At 27.8% G+C, this 19,510-nt stretch carries 17 protein-coding genes, 5 tRNA genes, 2 pseudogenes, 1 riboswitch and 1 other annotated feature; of the genes and pseudogenes, 17 read left to right on the top strand and 7 right to left on the bottom strand.

Annotated features, from left to right (window positions below):
* Positions 1-7: 7 nt before the first annotated feature.
* Both HCG76_RS06610 and rpsD read left to right on the top strand, forming a co-directional pair.
* The gene (locus tag HCG76_RS06610; RefSeq protein WP_221699523.1) at positions 8-1,228 is read left to right on the top strand and encodes a homoserine dehydrogenase; all 1,221 of its coding nucleotides are present in this window, start codon (positions 8-10) and stop codon (positions 1,226-1,228) included.
* Between the two features lie 183 nt (positions 1,229-1,411).
* Positions 1,412-2,008, top strand: a complete 597-nt coding sequence (gene rpsD, locus HCG76_RS06605) for a 30S ribosomal protein S4 (protein ID WP_221699524.1) — start codon at positions 1,412-1,414, stop codon at positions 2,006-2,008.
* A gap of 202 nt (positions 2,009-2,210) precedes the next feature.
* Here rpsD and HCG76_RS06600 read toward each other — a convergent pair whose 3' ends face one another.
* Together HCG76_RS06600 and thrS are read right to left on the bottom strand one after the other, a co-directional pair.
* On the bottom strand, positions 2,211-3,137 hold the full coding sequence (locus tag HCG76_RS06600; RefSeq protein WP_221699525.1) for a M48 family metallopeptidase: 927 nt from the start codon (positions 3,135-3,137) through the stop codon (positions 2,211-2,213).
* A gap of 128 nt (positions 3,138-3,265) precedes the next feature.
* Positions 3,266-5,197 (bottom strand): threonine--tRNA ligase, encoded by a 1,932-nt coding sequence (gene thrS, locus HCG76_RS06595; protein WP_221699526.1) that lies wholly within the window; start codon positions 5,195-5,197, stop codon positions 3,266-3,268.
* A gap of 160 nt (positions 5,198-5,357) precedes the next feature.
* Positions 5,358-5,566 (bottom strand) — a binding site (T-box leader).
* A gap of 174 nt (positions 5,567-5,740) precedes the next feature.
* Between thrS and HCG76_RS06590 the strand changes: the two genes are divergently transcribed.
* From HCG76_RS06590 to HCG76_RS06570, 5 genes and pseudogenes are all read left to right on the top strand, one after another.
* A complete protein-coding gene (locus HCG76_RS06590) occupies positions 5,741-5,974 on the top strand; it encodes a hypothetical protein (RefSeq protein WP_221699527.1) in 234 nt (77 codons plus the stop codon).
* Between the two features lie 177 nt (positions 5,975-6,151).
* Positions 6,152-6,529 (top strand): annotated as a pseudogene (locus tag HCG76_RS19500) (ABC transporter substrate-binding protein); the annotation flags it as partial.
* Positions 6,509-6,592: transfer RNA gene (locus HCG76_RS06580), tRNA-Leu, on the top strand. The pseudogene HCG76_RS19500 and the gene HCG76_RS06580, both read left to right, overlap by 21 nt.
* 10 nt (positions 6,593-6,602) lie before the next feature.
* A tRNA-Gly gene (locus HCG76_RS06575) sits at positions 6,603-6,674 on the top strand.
* A 64-nt stretch (positions 6,675-6,738) separates the two neighbouring features.
* A tRNA-Gly gene (locus HCG76_RS06570) sits at positions 6,739-6,812 on the top strand.
* Positions 6,813-6,926: 114 nt separating this feature from the next.
* Here the strand turns inward: HCG76_RS06570 and HCG76_RS06565 are convergent.
* Entirely contained in the window at positions 6,927-7,328 is a 402-nt protein-coding gene (locus tag HCG76_RS06565) for an HNH endonuclease signature motif containing protein (protein WP_221699528.1), read from the bottom strand.
* A 160-nt stretch (positions 7,329-7,488) separates the two neighbouring features.
* Here HCG76_RS06565 and HCG76_RS06560 point away from each other — a divergent pair, with 160 nt between their 5' ends.
* From HCG76_RS06560 to HCG76_RS06545, 4 genes are all read left to right on the top strand, one after another.
* On the top strand, positions 7,489-8,163 hold the full coding sequence (locus HCG76_RS06560) for a hypothetical protein (RefSeq protein WP_221699529.1): 675 nt from the start codon (positions 7,489-7,491) through the stop codon (positions 8,161-8,163).
* Positions 8,164-8,216: 53 nt separating this feature from the next.
* Positions 8,217-8,290 (top strand) — tRNA-Gly (locus HCG76_RS06555).
* Between the two features lie 15 nt (positions 8,291-8,305).
* Positions 8,306-8,381: transfer RNA gene (locus HCG76_RS06550), tRNA-Lys, on the top strand.
* A gap of 235 nt (positions 8,382-8,616) precedes the next feature.
* Positions 8,617-8,804: riboswitch (SAM riboswitch) on the top strand.
* Between the two features lie 84 nt (positions 8,805-8,888).
* The gene (locus tag HCG76_RS06545) at positions 8,889-10,196 is read left to right on the top strand and encodes a Na+/H+ antiporter NhaC family protein (RefSeq protein ID WP_221699530.1); all 1,308 of its coding nucleotides are present in this window, start codon (positions 8,889-8,891) and stop codon (positions 10,194-10,196) included.
* Between the two features lie 214 nt (positions 10,197-10,410).
* On the opposite strand, the gene ispF is transcribed toward HCG76_RS06545, so the two are convergent.
* The gene (gene ispF / locus HCG76_RS06540; RefSeq protein WP_221699531.1) at positions 10,411-10,884 is read right to left on the bottom strand and encodes a 2-C-methyl-D-erythritol 2,4-cyclodiphosphate synthase; all 474 of its coding nucleotides are present in this window, start codon (positions 10,882-10,884) and stop codon (positions 10,411-10,413) included.
* A 395-nt stretch (positions 10,885-11,279) separates the two neighbouring features.
* Between ispF and HCG76_RS19375 the strand changes: the two genes are divergently transcribed.
* The 6 genes and pseudogenes from HCG76_RS19375 to HCG76_RS06510 form a co-directional block, all read left to right on the top strand.
* Positions 11,280-11,870, top strand: coding sequence for a class D sortase (locus HCG76_RS19375; RefSeq protein WP_221699532.1), 591 nt, complete (start codon positions 11,280-11,282; stop codon positions 11,868-11,870).
* A gap of 15 nt (positions 11,871-11,885) precedes the next feature.
* A complete protein-coding gene (locus tag HCG76_RS06530; protein WP_221699533.1) occupies positions 11,886-12,878 on the top strand; it encodes an anti-sigma factor domain-containing protein in 993 nt (330 codons plus the stop codon).
* A gap of 58 nt (positions 12,879-12,936) precedes the next feature.
* Positions 12,937-13,722, top strand: a complete 786-nt coding sequence (gene rluF / locus HCG76_RS06525; RefSeq protein ID WP_221699534.1) for a 23S rRNA pseudouridine(2604) synthase RluF — start codon at positions 12,937-12,939, stop codon at positions 13,720-13,722.
* Positions 13,723-14,049: 327 nt separating this feature from the next.
* Positions 14,050-14,778 carry a DUF3298 and DUF4163 domain-containing protein gene (locus HCG76_RS06520; RefSeq protein ID WP_221699535.1) on the top strand — a complete coding sequence of 243 codons (729 nt, stop codon included), beginning with the start codon at positions 14,050-14,052 and terminating at the stop codon, positions 14,776-14,778.
* A 30-nt stretch (positions 14,779-14,808) separates the two neighbouring features.
* On the top strand, positions 14,809-16,185 hold the full coding sequence (locus tag HCG76_RS06515) for an aldehyde dehydrogenase family protein (protein ID WP_221699536.1): 1,377 nt from the start codon (positions 14,809-14,811) through the stop codon (positions 16,183-16,185).
* Between the two features lie 69 nt (positions 16,186-16,254).
* Positions 16,255-16,869, top strand: a pseudogene (locus HCG76_RS06510) (mannose-1-phosphate guanylyltransferase); the annotation flags it as partial.
* 88 nt (positions 16,870-16,957) lie between these two features.
* On the opposite strand, the gene HCG76_RS19370 reads toward HCG76_RS06510, so the two are convergent.
* From HCG76_RS19370 to HCG76_RS06495, 3 genes are all read right to left on the bottom strand, one after another.
* Positions 16,958-18,565: a recombinase family protein gene (locus tag HCG76_RS19370; RefSeq protein WP_221699538.1), complete on the bottom strand. Its 1,608-nt coding sequence runs from the start codon at positions 18,563-18,565 to the stop codon at positions 16,958-16,960.
* Positions 18,566-18,584: 19 nt separating this feature from the next.
* Positions 18,585-18,758, bottom strand: a complete 174-nt coding sequence (locus tag HCG76_RS06500; RefSeq protein ID WP_005211047.1) for a hypothetical protein — start codon at positions 18,756-18,758, stop codon at positions 18,585-18,587.
* A gap of 65 nt (positions 18,759-18,823) precedes the next feature.
* Positions 18,824-19,471, bottom strand: coding sequence for a hypothetical protein (locus HCG76_RS06495; protein ID WP_221699539.1), 648 nt, complete (start codon positions 19,469-19,471; stop codon positions 18,824-18,826).
* Positions 19,472-19,510 lie beyond the last annotated feature (39 nt).

Here is a 19,510-nt window from a genome sequence, read left to right as displayed (position 1 = left end):
AATAATAATGACTAAAGTAGCTATTATGGGATATGGAGTAGTAGGTAGTGGGCTTATTGAATTAATAGATAAAAATAGGGAAAACAATGGTAAAAATGAAATAATTATTACAAGTATCTTAGTCAGAGATAAAGAAAAGCATATTAGTTCAAGTCATAGTGAGGTTATTACGACTAATGTAGAAGAGTTTTTTTCAATAGAAAATGATGTTGTAATAGAAGTAATGGGCGGACTTCATCCAGCTTATGATTATGTAAAAAAAGCATTATCATTAAAGAAACATGTAATTACAGCAAATAAGGATTTAATAGCTACATTTGGGCATGAATTATTTCAATTAGCTAAAGAGAATAATGTTTCATTAAAATTTGAAGCTGCAGTGGCTGGTGGAATTCCTATAATAAAACCATTAACTGAAAGCCTTTATGGAAATGGTATAAACAGTATAAAAGCAATATTAAATGGAACAACAAATTTTATATTGACTAAGATGGATGGAGAAAGTTTATCTTATGAAGAAGCACTAAAAGAGGCACAAGAGCTTGGGTTTGCAGAAGCTAATCCAGAATCAGATGTTATGGGATATGATGCTGCTAGAAAGCTTGCAATATTATCAAGTTTAGCTTTTGATAAAAAATTTGAATGGAATGATATATCAATAGAGGGAATTACTGATATTGATGAGGCTGATTTTAAATATGCAAATAAGTTAAAGTGTAAAATTAAACTTGTTGCAGAGGCTTTTAAATGTAAAAGTGGAATATATACTTCAGTAAAACCTATATTGGTAGATGAAGAAAGTATATTAGCTAAAATAAATAATGAAGTTAATGCAGTTATTTTAAATGGGGATGAAATAGGAGAATTATTATTTGTAGGTAAGGGTGCAGGGAAATTACCGACAGGAAGTGCTGTTTATAGTGATTTAAATGATATTATTAATAGTAGATTTACTGATGTTGATAGTTTTAATAAAGAAGAGGCAAATGTAATTAAATTTGCTAGTAAGACATGTAATTGTATTTTAAGAATAAAGACTTTAGATAGGGAAGAAGTTATAAATAGATGTAGAGAGACTTTTAATAATATAAAAATTATAGATAAGACTATAGATGGAGAAGTGGCTATTTATATTGAATGTACTTCTGAAGCTTATGTAGAAAAGTTTATTGAAGAATTGCAAAATGAGAATTATTATAAAAATGCTAAGAAGCTAATTGTTGCTTAAATAAGGTTTAAATAAGGTAATAAACAATAAAGTATTAATATTTTATTGTTTATTACCTTGTTTTATTTTGTACAGTAATGGCATATATGTAAAAAACAATAATGATAATCAATATCATTTACAAAATTAAATTTATATGATATATTATGTTTAGGCTTAAGAATAATTTAAGGAGATGATTGTATGGCAAAGATGATGGGCCCGAGATTTAAGCAGTGTAGAAGATTAGGCTTAAATGTTTGTGGTCATCCAAAGGCAATGAAAAGAGCAGCCAAAGGTACAGCAAGAAATGATAAAAAACTTTCTGACTATGGTACTCAATTACTAGAAAAGCAAAGATTAAGAGCTTATTATGGAGTAATGGAAAAGCAATTTGCTAATTACTTTGTAAAAGCATCTAAATCAAAGGAATTAACAGGGCATGCCTTAATTAATTTATTAGAGTGCAGATTAGATAATATAGTTTATAGATTAGGATTTGCAAATTCTATAAGACAAGCAAGACAAATGGTTGTTCATGGGCATATTTTAGTTAATGGTAAAAAAGTTGATATTCCATCATTCAACGTTTCTGTTGGAGATGAAATAAAATTAAGAGAGAAATCTCAAAAGAATGTTATGTTCAAAGAAAACTTTGAAGCAAACATACTTAATGTATTACCATACTTAAGTAAAAATGAAGATAATTTCTCAGGAGTTTTAGAAAGACTTCCTCAAAGAACTGAAGTTCCAATAGAAATTAACGAAGTTCTAGTTGTAGAGTATTACTCTAAAAACTAAGTAAAATCATCTTTCCTTTAAGGAATAAAATTTCTCAAAAAATTATATCTTGTATTATTTATAAGCCACTGTTGAATTTAAATAGTTGTGTGAAAAGAAAAGAGGTTAATGTAATGTGCAGATTACATTAACCTTTTTTTCTTCTATAATTTTAGAAACTAAAGTTTATTGCCCCTTACAACTTGTCACTTGTCACTTGAAACTAGTATAGATCTCCACTACCTTTCATTTGTATTAAAGCTCTAATTCTTTTTGGTAATATAGGATGAGAACTCATTAAATTAGTACACCATACAAAAAATCCACGTATATCATTGCTATTATTAATATAATCATAAACATCAATTCTTTTATAAAGGTGTTTTCCTGCAAATAAAGAAAAGATAGCCTCAACACCAGTATTTCCTGTAACCTTTTGAGCTAATCTATCACAGCTATATTCCCTAGCTCTAGAAGCAGTAGTACCTATTATAGGAATTATAGTAGAAAATATGATAAATAAATTGTAATAGAAAGTAGCATGTTTATATTTAATATGAGCTAATTCATGGGCGATTATAAAGTTAATAGAATCTAAATCATTATATTCTCTATAAGCAATTTCAAATAAATCACTATCAATTTCAATATATTGTTTACGGATTATAAATGCTGAGAATGCATTCATTACGCCATTTTGTTGAATTAAAAGTGCTTCAGGAACCTTTTTCAAACCCATTTTATGAGAAAATTTAGCTATATTATTATAAACTTCTGGAAAATTGTTTTCGGTAATTTTTATTGCTCTTGATCTATATTTAGCATAATAAAGATTTACTCCAAAAGGAAAAGCAATTATTGCAACAATTCCTGTTAATAAAAGTTGTAGTTCGGTTGGAAAGCTATTTAAAGCAGAGCTAGGAGATATTATTACATTTGCATATGAAGAAGGGTCTGAAAATGATTCTTTTAAGGTATTAGGTAACGTGTTATAACGTGGTATATTAATTATACAAAAAATTATAACTGCAATTATTATAGAAAAATTAATAAATAATAATATTCCATACCATTTTTTCTCTGATTTATGTCTACAACCTTCGATTTCTTCTTTAGTTAATTCTATATAATTATTTTCATTAATACTCAATAATCTCAATTCCTTTCAAAGTATATTAGATAAGACTATATATTAATATACCTATATTTTACCTTTTTTATGTTGCCTAAAAATAAAAAAACATGACAAACTAATTTGTTTGCCATGTTTATATAGAATTATCTTTCTTTGTTAGCTATTTCAGTAGTGATTCTAGAAACAAAAGCATCTAAAGCCATTGCACCTTCATCATCATTTTTTCTACTTCTTACAGAAACTTCGTTGTTTGCTGCTTCCTTTTCTCCAACAACTAGGATATAAGGAACTCTTTCAAGTCTAGCTTCTCTAATTTTGTAACCAATTTTTTCAGTTCTGTGGTCAACTTCAACTCTTACACCATTTTTTCTTAAAGTTCTAACTACTTCATCAGCATAGTCAGCATACTTATCAGAAAGTGGAAGAACTTTAGCTTGAACTGGAGACATCCAAGTTGGGAATGCACCAGCATATTTTTCAATTAAAGTAGCTATAGTTCTTTCATAACATCCAATTGATGATCTATGAATAACGAATGGTATTTTCTTTTCTCCATCTTTATCGATATAAGTCATACCAAGTCTTTCACCTAAAGCAAAGTCAATTTGAACAGTGATTATTGTATCTTCTTTTCCGTGAACGTTCTTAGATTGGATATCTAATTTTGGTCCATAGAATGCTGCTTCACCTTCAGCTTCAACATAATCTATATTTAAATGATCTAATATAGTTCTCATTTGATTTTGAGTAGCTTCCCAAGCTTCTGGATTATTGATATATTTTTCAGTATTTGTTGGATCCCATTTAGAGAATCTGTAAGAAATATCTTCAGATATTCCTAAAGTTTCCATAACGTAATTTATTAAATCAACAACACTCTTAAATTCTTCTTCTAATTGTTCAGGAGTACAGATAATATGACCTTCTGATAAAGTAAATTGTCTAACTCTAGTTAAACCATGCATTTCTCCTGATGATTCTTTTCTAAATAGAGTAGAAGTTTCAGCATATCTTATAGGAAGATCTCTATAACTATGTTGCTCTGCGTTGTAAACTGTGAATTGGAATGGGCAAGTCATTGGTCTTAATGCCATAACTTCAGTATCCTTTTCTTCATCACCTAATACAAACATACCATCTTTATAGTGGCTCCAGTGACCAGAAGCAACAAATAGGTCATTTTTAGACATAAATGGAGTCTTAGTTAAAACATAACCTCTTCTTTCTTCTTCATCTTCAATCCATCTTTGAAGAGTTTGGAATAATTTAGCTCCCTTAGGCATGAATAGTGGAAGACCTTGACCTACTTTTTCATCAGTAGTAAATATTCCAAGTTCTCTACCTAATTTGTTATGGTCTCTTTTTTTAGCTTCTTCTAAAGCTTCTAAATAAGCATCTAAATCAGCTTTCTTTAAGAATGCAGTTCCGTATATTCTAGAAAGCATCTTATTTTTTTCGTCACCTTTCCAGTAAGCACCAGCAGTTCTTATAAGCTTAATTGCTTTGATGTTCTTTAACGATAATACGTGAGGACCACAGCAAAGATCTGTGAAATCACCTATTTTGTAGAAAGAAATAGTTTCATCTTCAGGTAAATCATTTATTAATTCTATTTTGTATGGTTCATCTTTCATAAGCTCTAAAGCTTCGTTTCTTGGAAGTTCAAATCTTTCGATTTGAGGATTTTCCTTTATTATTTTTTTCATTTCAGCTTCAATTTTATCTAAGTCTTCAGAAGCAAATGCTTTTTCTACGTCAAAATCATAGTAGAATCCATTTTCAATAGATGGTCCTATAGCAATTTTAGCTTCTGGATATAATCTTTTAACTGCAGCAGCAAGAACGTGAGATACACTGTGTCTTACAGCATTTTTTCCTTCTTGAGAATCAAAAGTACAAATTTCTAATTCACAATCTTCATTTAATGCTGTTCTTAAATCAACAACATCTCCATTAACTATTCCACATTGAGCAACTCTTGCTAACCCTTCGCTTATTGCTTTTGCAACATCTAAAACTGATGAGCCATTTTCAACTTCTTTAATTGAGCCATCTTTTAAAGTGATTTTTATCATAATTTATATCTCCCTTCGTTTATAATTAAGAATTAATCAATAAGAGTTAAAGTGTTGTGTAGCTATTTTTAACTCAAACAATTAGTCTTAAAATTAAAAGTATAATAATTTACTGTATAAAAAAAGCCCTTCGTCGCTTTCCTTATACAAAATAGTATAGAAAAGGGACGAGAGCATTATATTCCCGCGGTTCCACCCTTAATTGTCTAAAATAGACCACTTAAGTAAACATCGTAACGTGATGCAACGGACTGGATTAGAGTCTCTCAGAGGTAGTTTTCAATTAATTTCATTTAAAAATACTTTCAGCTACTGTATTTTCTCTCTGAAAATGAAGGTTTAATTTACTCGTCTCGTCATCGAATTAAAATAATTAGAATTTTACTTAACAATAATTATAATTATCTAATTTATTAATGTCAATAAGTGTAGAGATAAATAAAAATAATTCTAATTAAATTATTATATCAATAGTAATAATTGATTATTACTTTGAATATAATCAATGTATATTATGTAACTTAATTGTAGGAGGAATGTATTATGGAAAGAGTTTTTGAGAATGAAATGACAATTTATGATTGGCTAGAGTTTTTTTCATCACATTCTAATCATTGGGTGTTTAGATATTGGAAAAAGAATAGTGATATATTTTTTAATAGATTTATGATACTAGGAAATTATGAAATATTTATTATTTGCGATAAAAATAATGGATATTCATATGAATTCAAAAAGCCTCATGGAATACAAACTATATTAGAAAATTTAAATTAAAAACTAAAGAAAGTCCAAATTTATAAAAAAATACAAATTGATTTAAAGATAAAAAAATAATCTAAAGAATTTTAAAATTAATCCCAATAAATTTCTAAGAGGAAGTAGGTTCCATATGATAATATATAAACATAATCTCTGTAAAGCATTACAGAGTTGAATTATGGAGGGGTATAAATGAGAATTAAAAAATTAACATCAATTTTATTAGCATCAGTACTAACTTTTGGTCTAGTGTCTTGTGGCAATAGTGATACATCAACTAGTGTAGGAAATAGTTCAAGTAATAGTGATAAAATAACAATTTGGGCTTGGGATGAATCATTTAATATAGTAGCAGCTAATCAAGCTAAGGAAATATATAAAGAAGCCAACCCAGATGTAGAAGTGGAAGTAGTTACAATGGCACAAGATGATATTGTAGCTAAATTAAATACAAGTTTATCTTCAGGATCATATGAAGGGTTACCTAATGTAGTTTTAATAGAAGATTATAAGATTCAAGGATATTTAACAGCTTATCCAGATAAATTTGCAGATATGGCGGAATTGGCAGACGCACTAGACTTAGGATCTAGCGCCAATGGCGTAAGGGTTCGACTCCCTTTACCTGCACCATTTTTATTTTGCGAAAGTGGCTCAATGGTAGAGCGTCACCTTACCAAGGTGGATGTTGCGGGTTCGAGTCCCGTCTTTCGCTTATAAATTTTTTTAAAGAATATATTGACAATATTAAAAATTGATTTTATAATAAAAATGTACTTGCGGGTATCGTATATCGGTAATACTCCAGCCTTCCAAGCTGGAAAGGTGGGTTCGATTCCCACTACCCGCTCCATGTTAAAGCTGTGTATTACACAGCTTTTTTTGTATATTAATTTATTTAATTACAAAAAAAAGTAGTAGAATAAGATAACTTATTACATACTACTATAGTTTCAAAATTTTAATCTTAAAGAACATCTATTAACAAATCTAGAGCAAGTTCTTCTAAAGTATCTACAGTATATCTGACACAACCCATTAAAGTAAAAATTATATCCTCTTTTTTATATCCTTCTTTATATCTTTTTAGGTTTTTTAATAATCTCTTTAGAGAGTTATTATGGATACCTAAAATTTGTGATATTTCTTTTGGAGAATAATACTCTTTTGGCAGAATGCTGTACAATTTAGTTTGCATATCGATTTTATATTGAAGATCAACAAATTGATTCTGATGCGGACCGTTTTTACCTCTATGATGTAAAGCACATAAATATTTGTAGTTTACTTCAATGTCAAAACCGCCTTCACTTCTATGAACTATATGATGAATATCCGCCTTATCGCCACATATCTCACAATTGTACAATGGATTGCCCCCTTTAATCCTTTTATTATATTATAATCTAAATTGTGTGAAATATCAAACTTACATAACTTTAAGCCCTTACTATTGATTAGTTTTGCTATAAAGTGTTAGTATTAATATATAGTATATTATATTAAAAATTATGAAGAAAGGTGATAATGTGAGGCAAAATTATAATTCTCTTGATTATTGGAAAGAACTAATTAGTGAAAATAGAACTATTAGAGGGCATATGCTTATGAATAAAATGCCAACAGATAAAAGCCTTTATATTCACACATTAATTTTTTGCAGGGAAAATGGATTAAGTAATATTTGGGGATATTTACCTGATGTTAGAGCTCTAATAGGTTATATTCAATATTCTTTTTTACCAGAAGCTTTTTATATATGGATTAATTCTAAAGAAGGATCAATTCAATCAATTCCTATAAAATCAGTAGAGCAAATAATAAGTGATGGTGAAAGAAATAAAAAAATTACTAAAGAAGAAGCTGAAAATATGAGAAAACATGTTAATATGATTAAAAAATGTTGGGATTTACCTAAGAATAAATTAATTAGAGAAATAAAAAAATTTGTAAGAGAATTTAATAGAACTTGGTATGGAGATAGTAGTGAATTCTTATATTTAAAGATATTTGAAAAACCTGAAGAATTGGGGAAGTTTGTAATTGAATCAAACTATATGTCAAGTAGCGAAGATGAGTTTAAGAAGAAAACTAATGAAGATATAGAAACCTGGTTAGAGATATGCAAGGATGCAACAATTAATAAAAAAGCTGGTGAGGTTTTTAGGAAAATATTACAGAAAAGTCTTACGGAAGTAATATAAAATGTCTTGACAGTATTATTACTATTTATTATAATTAATACTGTTAAGAACATGCGGGTATCGTATATCGGTAATACTCCAGCCTTCCAAGCTGGAAAGGTGGGTTCGATTCCCACTACCCGCTCCATTTATTTAATTTTATGCGCTATTAGCTCAGTTGGTAGAGCACCTGACTCTTAATCAGGGTGTCCCCGGTTCGAACCCGTGATGGCGCACCATAAAAGGAAGTAATTAATTTTACTTCCTTTTATTTTTTTGCAAATAAATATTAAAGATATATATATATATATAATTAATAAAAGATAAAAAATGTTGATAAAATATTATTGAAAGAACTTTTTTATTGACATAAAATTATTAATTTGTTAATATTAATATATAATCATCTTCTTTAAAATGGGAGATGTAAGTTCAACTAACCAAATTGAAAATTTGGAGTTTCACTTAAAAGAATACTTATCAAGAGTGGTGGAGGGACTGGCCCTATGAAGCCCGGCAACCTATTAATAGTTACTAGTTAGAAGTTAATAGTGAGTAGTTAAATTGAAAGAAATTTTTTGGAATTTCATCTATGAACTACTAACTAAAAATTACTAATTGATAGCTGTATTAATGTGGTGCTAAATCCTGATAGATGAGAGAAATATATGTAGTTTAGAGTTTTATGCTTCTGAGTTTCTCAGGGGCTTTTTTTATTGAAAAAAATAATTTAGGAGGAATTAATAATGAACAAAAGAGGGAATGGATGGGCATTATTACCGTTACTTGTATTTATAATTGTTTATGTAGCATCAGCTTTATTAGCGAAGGATTTTTATGCAGTTTCAGTAATAGTACCATTTTTAGCAGCAACATTAGTTGCATTACTTATGAATAGAAAAGTAAAATTTGAAGATAAGGTAGAAATATTCTGTAAGGGTGCAGGAAATAGTAATATTATTTTAATGGTATTAATTTTTATACTTGCAGGAGCATTTGCACAAGTTGCAAAGTCAATGGGGGCAGTTGACTCAACTGTAAATTTAGGTTTATCAATACTTCCAAGTAATATAATGATTGCAGGAATATTTATAATTGCTTGTTTTATATCGTTATCAGTTGGAACATCTATGGGAACAATAGTTGCATTAGTACCAATTGCAGTTGGCGTTGCAGAAAAAACAGGAATAATTACAGCAGTTGCAGTTGCGTCAGTAGTGTGTGGAGCAATGTTTGGTGATAATTTATCTATGATTTCAGATACAACAATTGCAGCAACTAGAACTCAAGGGTGTGAAATGAAGGACAAGTTTAAGATGAACTTCAAAATAGTATTACCAGCGGCAATTATTACAGCACTTATATTTGTATTAATAACAAAAGATGCGTCAATAACTACTGTTGAAGCGTTAGATTATAGTTTAATTAAGATAGTACCTTATATTGCAGTTATAATAGGAGCATTAGTAGGATTAAATGTTATTGTTGTTTTATTAGGTGGAATGGTAATAGCAGGAGTTATAGGTTTTGTTAGTGGAAGTTTTGATTTATTGGGATTCTTTGGATCAATAGCTGATGGTATTGGTGGAATGAGTGAACTTATAATAATATCACTTTTAATTGCAGGTACTATAGAGATTATAAAATATAATGGTGGAATTGATTTTATAATAAATAAAGGATTAAGAGGGTTTAAGAGTAAAATGGGAGCTGAATTTGGAATTGCGGCTTTAGTAAGTTTAGTTGATATTTGTACAGCTAATAATACTGTTGCTATAGTTACAGTAGGCCCTATAGCTAAAGATATATCTGATGAAGTAGGACTTGAACCTAAGAGAGTTGCAGGTATTATGGATATGTTTTCATGTGCATTCCAAGGGGTTATACCTTATGGGGCACAGCTTATATCAGCAGCAGGACTTGCAGCACTTTCACCATTTGCAATAATGAAATATCTGTTTTATCCATATTTAATGGGAGTTTCAGCTATCATAGCGATAGTTTGGTATAATAGAAAAAAGAACAACAATGTTCTTGATAAAAAAAGAAAATAGTTTAGCAGTTAAGAAGTTTAATGTAGCTGATGCTAATTAAACTTAGTTAAGAGTTGCCATTTGCAACATTAATAAGTTAAGAGTTTGCTGAAGCAAACTTTGATAAAATAATTTGAGAAATTATTTTATTTAACTAGCCGTAAGGCTCTTAATGTTGCCGCAGGCAACTCTTACTTTTTTTGAACTAGCGAAGCGATGTTCAAAACTTAACTTCTTAATTATTATTAAGTAAGCATATAGCTTGAGAAGATATACCTAAGCCTTCTCCTGTAAAACCAAGTCCTTCTTCCGTTGTTGCTTTAACATTTATCTGATCTATTGATATATTTAGTGAAGATGCAATATTTTCTCTCATTGTAGGTATATGAGGAGCCATTTTAGGCTTTTGAGCAATTATTGTTGCATCTATATTTCCAATTTTATAGTTATGTTCATTTAATAAGTTTCCAACATGTTTTAACAACTCTATACTAGATATACCTTTATATTTAGGATCAGTGTCAGGAAAGTGTTTACCAATATCACCTAATGCAGAAGCACCAAGTAAAGAGTCCATTATTGCATGTAGCAAAACATCAGCATCAGAATGTCCCAATAAGCCGAGTTCATAAGGTATCTTAACCCCTCCAAGAATTAAATCTCTATTTTCAACTAATTTATGTACATCATATCCCATTCCTATTCTCATTAAATCACCTCATTAATTTTTTTAAATATATTTTAACATAAAGATGAAAAATGAATATAACAAAAATGGGATATTTATAATTAATAGTTAGAAGTCTTTCTATTGTTATATGAAGTTGTCTTCTTTTTTCTGGATAGTGTTAGTCCAGTTGGTAATATTGTTATAAACCTTGAGTAAAGTTTATAGAAAAATAAAAATGGTTTAGAAGTAATTTTTTTTCTTTTGAATATGAAATCGATGTAAATCACATTATCTTTATTATATTTCATAAACTCCCCCATATAATTTACATTAAAATGTATTAATGTTTTTTTAATGCTTTATGTTATAATATATGTATAAAAAAATATATATGTACAAATTTAAAAAAATAATATTAATTAGGGGTGGATTCAGTGGGAAAATTCAGAAGAGTAGTTGGAGTTATATTAATACTTATAGGAGTAGGAATAATAGGTAATGTAGCTTATAAAAAGATAGTTACATCTAATAAGCAAAATGAATTGCTAGAAGTGTTTGAAAGTCAACTTGCAGAAGCGAAAAATTCAGATAGTAGTGAACCAGTAAGCTTAGAGCCAATAAACGGTTATACGCCAGTAGCTATTATGGAAATACCATCAATTAAATTAAAACAACCAGTAGTTGATGGAATTACAGAAGATGTAATTAAATATTTTTTAGGTAGATTTCCAGAGTCAGCAATGCCAGGACAAGTAGGTAATTTTGCAGTAGCAGGACATAGAGTTTCAGACTATACAGATGCTTTTATAAATTTATATAAGGTTAAGGTTGGTGATGAAGTAATCGTTACTACTAAAGATGGAAGGTACACATATGAAGTAGATAATAGCTTTATAGTAGACCCAGACCAAGTTGAAGTTTTAGAAGAGGCAGATTATGAAAAAATGACTTTAGTAACATGTACTATAGGATCTAAAAGAAGAGTAATAGTAACAGGAAAATTAATAGGAAAAGAAGACTTGTAAGGGTTGGAGGATTAAATGGACAAGTTTCATAATAATAAATACAGATTTTCTTCAATAAAACCATTAATATTAATCAGTGATGAAATAATAGAATCAAGAAATCAACAAATAACAACACTTGCTTCAGAATTATTGAAATATAAAGTTTTAATAAGAGATTTAGTTAAAGATAATGTAAGTTATTCAACTAGAAATGAGTTATTAAATATAGCTATGTTTCTAACTAGTAATATTGAATTATATGATGATTTTATAAATAAAGAAGATATTCCAGTTGATGCTTTACATATATTAACTAGAGTTGATAAAAAATATATTCAAAAGTATAGGGAATATATAATTGCATATATATTAATATTTGGAAATCCAAATTATAAAAATTTACAAGATTATATTCAAATAGTTGAAAATACTGATGAAGATTTAGGAAAAGATATAATTGAATATGAAGAAAAAATAGGAGTTAGTGGAGTTGTTTTAGAAAGCAATAAAAAAAATGCTATTGTTATGACTTCTCTTGGTGAGTTTAAGAAGTTAAAAATAAAAGAGTATTATTCTAACGGTGAAGAAATAAAAGCAATAGAAAAAAAGAGTTTAAAAGATTATAAATTATATATATCTATTATATCTGTTTTTACATTAATTTTTATTTTATCTGTAATATATAAATATAATAATGTTGTTAGTACTGTAGTAGTAGAAACTACTTCACAGATTAGATTAGAAATAAACGGATTTAATAGGGTTTTAAATATTAGCTCATCTACTGAAAAGGGAAAAGTATTAATTGAAGAAACTAGTGTTTTAGATAATAATGTTGATAAAGCTATATGTAAAATTATAGAGTATGCTAATGAAAATGAAATGATAAAGAGTTCAGGAATAGTTGTAACAATTACTGGGAAAGCTTTAAAACATAATAGTCTTGATGAAACAGCAGATTTTATTTATAAAAAAGATTTAAAAGTGAGATTTAATAATTCAGGATCTGAACATAAATTAAATTAAGTAAGAGTAGTAAATCAATAATTAAATTAAAAGTTAAACGAAACAAAGGAAGGTAAATATGAAACAAAAGTCGATAAAAAATAAAAATGTAATTGTTCATAACGATAGAGGAGATACGGTTAGATTAAATAAGTATATAAGTGAATCGGGCTTTTGTTCAAGAAGAGAGGCAGATAAGTTAATAGAAAGTGGAGTAGTAACTATTGATGGCATTAAAGCTACTATGGGAACTAAAGTATCAAAAGGTCAAATAGTTAAAGTAAATGGTAAGTTAATTTCTAAAGAAGAAGATTTAGTTTATATAGTATTAAACAAACCAGTAGGAATTACTTGTACAACAGAGCATAAGGTTAAAGGAAATATAGTTGATTTTGTAAATCATAAAAAAAGAATATTTCCAATAGGAAGGCTTGATAAAGACTCTCAAGGGTTAATATTAATGACTAATGATGGAGATATAGTTAATAAGATATTAAGAGCTGGAAACAATCATGAAAAAGAATATATAGTAACTGTAAATAAGCCTATAAATGAAGAATTCGTAAGAAGGATGAGTAATGGAATTAAAATATTAGGGCAAGTTACTAAGAAGTGTTATGTTAAAAAAGAAGGTAATAATACCTTTAGAATAATATTAACACAAGGTTTAAATAGACAGATAAGAAGAATGTGTGAAGCATTAGGATATGAAGTTGTAAAGCTAAAAAGAATTAGAATTATGAATATAAATCTAGGTGAATTAAGAATGGGTGAATGGAGAGATTTAACTTATAAAGAGTTAAAAGGATTAAATAACCTAATATCAACATCAGGAAAAACAAAAGAGGTTGATGAAGAAGAATAATTGAATAAATATTTAATTGAAACCATAATACAGTGATAAAAATAAATTTATTATTGTATTATGGTTTATTTTTATATTTAGGGTTTAGATTATAGGGATTTTATTAATACTATATATAGGCTGTGGATAAAATCGATATGAAATAAAATATAAATATGAAATATATTTATAAAATTAACAAAAAATAGAGGTTACACACATAATCCACAGTAACCTGTGGATAACTTGTTAAAAAAATGTTGATAGGTAAGTTAATAATTATTACCTTTATTGTAGATAATAATAAAATAAATGTAAATTTTAGCGAATATAGAGGAGGGATATTTTATGAAGTGGCTAAAAATGTGGTTTTTAGTAGTATTAGTATTGTTGATAAGTAATTTAAGTTATCCACAGGCTATGTTGAAAACTAGTGAATTAAATAAAGATAAAACTAATGTTCAAATTGTGGATAAAGTATATAAATCTAAAAATAACTATTTAGATATTAATGTAGTCATTCCACAAATAAAGGGTATGGAAAATGAAAATCAACAAGAGGTAATTAATAATAAGATTGTAAAGTGGACAGAAAATTGGATTAATGAAGTTAAAGAAATTGCAGATGAATACTTTAAAGATACCTCTGCACCATTAATATCATATCAATTATATGCTAGATATAAGGTTACTAATAATTCAGATATAATTAGCTTTTATATAGATTACTATCAGTTTTCAGGAGGAGCTCATGGTATAACCAATAGAATTTCTTATAATATAGAAAAATTAAGTGGTAAAGAATTGCAGATAAAAGATATTTTTAAGGAAAATTTCAATTATAAAGATGTAATTAACAATGAAATAAGTAGACAGATAAGTAAGGATCCGGATAGATATTTTACTGGTAAGGATGGATTTAATGGAATAAATGATAATCAAAATTTCTATATAAAAAATGGTACTCTTGTAGTTTATTTTGGATTATATGAAATAGCACCATATGCATCAGGTATATCAGAGTTTATTATTTCTAATAAGCTTCTTGAAGGAAATTTTAATTATGGTAAAATATAATATAAATTTTCAAAATAAGAGGTTTAGGATATGAATGACATAAAATCAGTATTTAATAAGCAAAAGGAATTTTTTTATTTAGGAAAAACTAATGATATTAATTTTAGAATAGATAATTTAAGAAAATTAAAAGAAGTAATTAAGGTAAATGAAAATAAAATTTTAGAAGCGTTAAATAAGGATTTAGGAAAATCTAATTTTGAAAGTTATGCAACTGAAATTGGAATTGTATATGATGAGATTAATGTTCATATAAAAAATATTAAAAAGTGGGCAAGGAGAGAAAGAAAGAAATCATCAATAATATATTATCCTTCTAAAAGTTATGTATATAAGGAGCCTTATGGTGTAACCCTAATTATAGGGCCTTTTAATTATCCTTTCCAATTAGTAATAGCTCCATTAATTGGGGCTATTTCTGCTGGTAATACAGCTATAATAAAGCCATCAGAAAATACAAAAAATATATCAATATTATTAGAAGAAATTATTAATGAGAATTTTGAAGAAGAGTACTTAAAAGTAGTCAGTCCTTTAGAAGGAAAAGAAGCAGTTTCGTATTTGTTAGAATTCCCATTTGATTATATATTCTTTACTGGTAGTGTTAGAGTTGGAAAAATAATTATGGAAAAAGCAGCTAAAAACCTAACGCCTATAACACTTGAACTAGGTGGGAAAAGTCCATGCATAGTAGATAGTGATGCAAAACTTGAACTTGCAGCTAAAAGAATAGTTTGGGGAAAGTTTTTAAATGCAGGCCAGACTTGTGTTGCACCTGATTATTTATGTGTTCATAAAAATATTAAAGAAAAATTATTAAAGTTAATTATTAGTGAAATACATAAGCAATTTGGGGAAGAAATTAAAACTAGTCCAGACTACCCACGTATAGTTAATAACAATTCATTAACTAGATTAAGTAATTATATTAAAGATGGTGAAGTATATTATGGCGGTAGTTTTGATGATTTAGAGTTATATATGGAACCTACAATATTAGTTAATACTGATGTTAATTCAGCTGTAATGACTGAAGAAATATTTGGGCCTATATTACCAGTTATAGAATTTGATAATATAGAAAATATAATAGATTTTATTAATAGAAGAGAAAAGCCATTAGCTTTATATTATTTTTCAGAAAGTAAGAAAAATATTAATTATATTTTAAGGGCTACCACTTCTGGAGGAGTAACTATAAATGATACTATAATTCATGTTGCTAATGGAAATCTACCATTTGGTGGAGTAGGAAATAGTGGTGTTGGAAATTATCATGGTAAAGCGAGTTTTGATACTTTTACCCATAAAAGGTCAGTAATGAAAAGAGGGACATTTGTAGAATTTAATATAAGATTTGCACCTTATAAAGAAAAAATAAATATTTTAAAGAAGATAATGAAATAATATTATGATTTCACAATTGGCAAAAAGCACACATATAATAAATCATAGTACTACGTGGAGTGGAATTTTGTGATATACGCGCTAATTTTAGCTGGAGGAAAAGGTACAAGGCTATATCCTTTATCAAGGGCAAATCAACCTAAACAATTTTTAAAGGTTATTAATAATAAAAGCTTTTTAGTAAATACAGTTGAAAGAATTACTCCTTTAATTAAGAAGGATAATATTTATGTGGTAACTAACAAGGATTATTTAGAAAAAATAAGAGGTGAGTTATCAGACGTTAATTCTGAAAATATATTTACTGAACCAGCAAATAAAGAAACTGCTACTTGTATAGGGCTATCAGCTATTAAGTTATTAAAAAAAGATAATGATGCGGTAATGGTGGTTTTACCTTCTGATCATCATATTGAAGGTCAAAAGGATTATTTAGATACACTATCAGAAGCTATTGAAATAGCTAATAGACGTAGAGGAATAGTTACAATAGGAATTACTCCAACAAGAGCAGAAACTGGTTATGGTTATATTGAAATGGGAGATAGGATAGCCTCTGCATCACAAGCATATAAAATTGCAAGGTTTACTGAAAAACCTAATATTGAAGTAGCTAAAGACTTCGTGTTAAAGGGAACTTATTTATGGAATTCAGGTATGTTTGTTTTTAGGGCAGATGCTCTCGCTACTATATTGCGATGCTAAAATTTCTAAATTGTTATCATTGGTATACATTTTTAGCCTCCTATGTATTTTGTATTAGCAATCTGATTTAATTATCAGGTTGCTTAAATTTTATATTAACTGCACCTGTATCTCCATTTACATAGACTCTTTCAATAACACTAGAAATAAGTTTTTTCTTTTCTTCATTAGTAGCTGTGTCTATATATTTGGAAATGTTTTTTAAACGCTCAATTAATTTAGTGCTATTATTTAAAAGTTTTTTATGTGAAGCAATTTCACCATTTAGTTCAGTAAGTTTAGCATTGAGCTCCTTATTTTTTTCTTTAAGTGCAGATATTTTCTCTAAAAATATTTTTACTATATCCTCATCAGTTGTTAAAGATATATTACTTAATAAGTTATTTATGCTTACATTATTTGATTCTATTTCCTTATTGATAGAATCATAATATGAGTTTTCAAAAGATGAATCTATAGATTTACTATGGGCTAGTAATTCATTTAAAAGAATTTTCTTATTTGTAGATAATTCTTTTATTTTATTTATTACAATGGTATCTAAATCTATTCCATTAACATTTCTAGAATCACATCTAGTTTTGCCAGAGTTATGCTTTAAGGTACACATATAATAAAATCTCTTATTATTTGAATTAGGAATTTTAGTACCATAAGCAACTCTCATAGGTTTATTGCATTTAGCACAAGTAACTAAGCCAGATAGTAAAGCTGTGTTACTACATCCTAGAGCAGGAGCTCTAGATTTATTTGAATCAAGCATCTTTTGAACATTAAGCCAATCTTCAGCAGCTATTATTCCTTCGTGTGATGAGATTGAGTATATCCATTCAGATATATCATGAGTTTTACCTTTTTTACCTTTATGTTTTTTATAGATAAGAACTCCATGTAAGTCATCAGGATTGCCAAAGGTATTTATTTTTAAGGATTTAAAGTATTTAAATACATTTTTATCAGCTTTAACATAAGCAGGATTTCTTAAGATAGAGCTTAATGATGTTTTACTAAAATCTTTATTCCTTTTGGTCTTAATATTATTTGATAACATATGTTTTTCAAGTTTGCTTAAGCTTCCAAAGAATAAATACTTTTCAAAAATTAATTTAACTAATTTAACTTCCTCAGATATTGGTTCAAGTACTGAATAACTTTTTTGTTTTCCTGATGAATCTGTATAGAAGACTCTCTTGCTTTTATATCCAGTTGGGCATTCACCTCCTAGCCAATATCCACTTTCAGCTAATGCATACATATTATCAGTAACTCTTAAGCAAGTAGTTTCTCGTTCGAGCTGACTAAATACGCTGCAAATGTTCATCATAGCTTTACCTATTGGAGTAGAGGTATCAAATTGCTCACTTAATGAAATAAATGAAATACCGAGCTCAGTAAGTTCATCAACTAGATTTGAGAAATCTGATACATTTCTACTTACACGGTCAAATTTATAACAAATTAATGTTGTAAATTTTTTATTTTTGGCATCTTTCATCATTTGAATAAATGCAGGTCTATCAGTATCTTTACCAGAAAAGCCATCATCTTTATAAATTAAAACATCAGTTATATCGAGGTTATTTAGATGGGCTTTACATTTATTAATTTGGTTTTCAACTGAAGCCCCTTTTTCAGTAGCTTTAGATTTTCTAGCATAAATTGCAGCCTTACTCACAAGAGTATCCCCCCCACAGTTATAACTCTTTCTTCACCTCCTCAATAAAATAATTTAGTAATTCTTTATCATTAGGAAGTGTTGTTATTATTTGATTAGCAACAGATAAAGTAAGAAATTTCGATAAAATATCTTCATCATAGTTATCTGTGTTTTCGATAAAAAGATTTACTTTTGGATATTGATTTGCCATGTTTCCCCCCAGAATACAAATACTATCAATAAAGTATATGCAGTAGGGAAGCAAAAAATAGCAAATTATTTTAAAACTATTGTTATTTCTAAATTCTCATTAATGTAAAGAGAATCAAATGTATCTAGAAGTAATATTCTGAATAATCTTCTAGATTGTAGACTATCATCAAGGTCTAATATTAAATTATTAAATGATAAAAGTTTATTAGCAAAAGAAGTTTTATCAATAAGTACACTATCAGCATTTTTTTGCTTTACGTCTAATTCAGCTTTTAGGATTTCTATATCAGATTTAAGAGACACAAGTCTATTGTTAATAGCTGTAATTAAAAAAGCATTTTTTGTTTTGATTTGGAGATTTTGAGCATTAAAATAGTTTAATTTTTCAATACCTTGGTTATATAATAAATTTTTTTCATTAAGAGAGTTATTTATTATATCAATTTCTGTTTTTATAGATTTATTTTTGGCATTAAAAAGATTAACATAATTATCAAATAACTCATTATATTTATTTTTATTAGAATTAATTAATCCAGTAATATCAATAGCTAATAATTTAAAGAATGAATCATGTAATATATTAGCCTTTAAAGGCTTTATCTTTTTACAAGATTTATTTGGACAAAAGTATACATTTCCAGTTGCATTACCATTATTTTTAGTTTCTAATACTGGTCTTATGTCAATATTTTGGACACAAAAAGTCAAACTTTTTTATGCTGCACTTCTAGCTAATAATTCACATTG

The sequence above is a fragment of the Clostridium sp. K13 genome (genome assembly GCF_019734195.1).
Lineage (GTDB): Bacteria > Bacillota > Clostridia > Clostridiales > Clostridiaceae > Clostridium.
The sequence above is the reverse complement of the archived record's forward strand: the minus strand, read 5'-3'. Positions and strand labels throughout refer to the sequence as shown.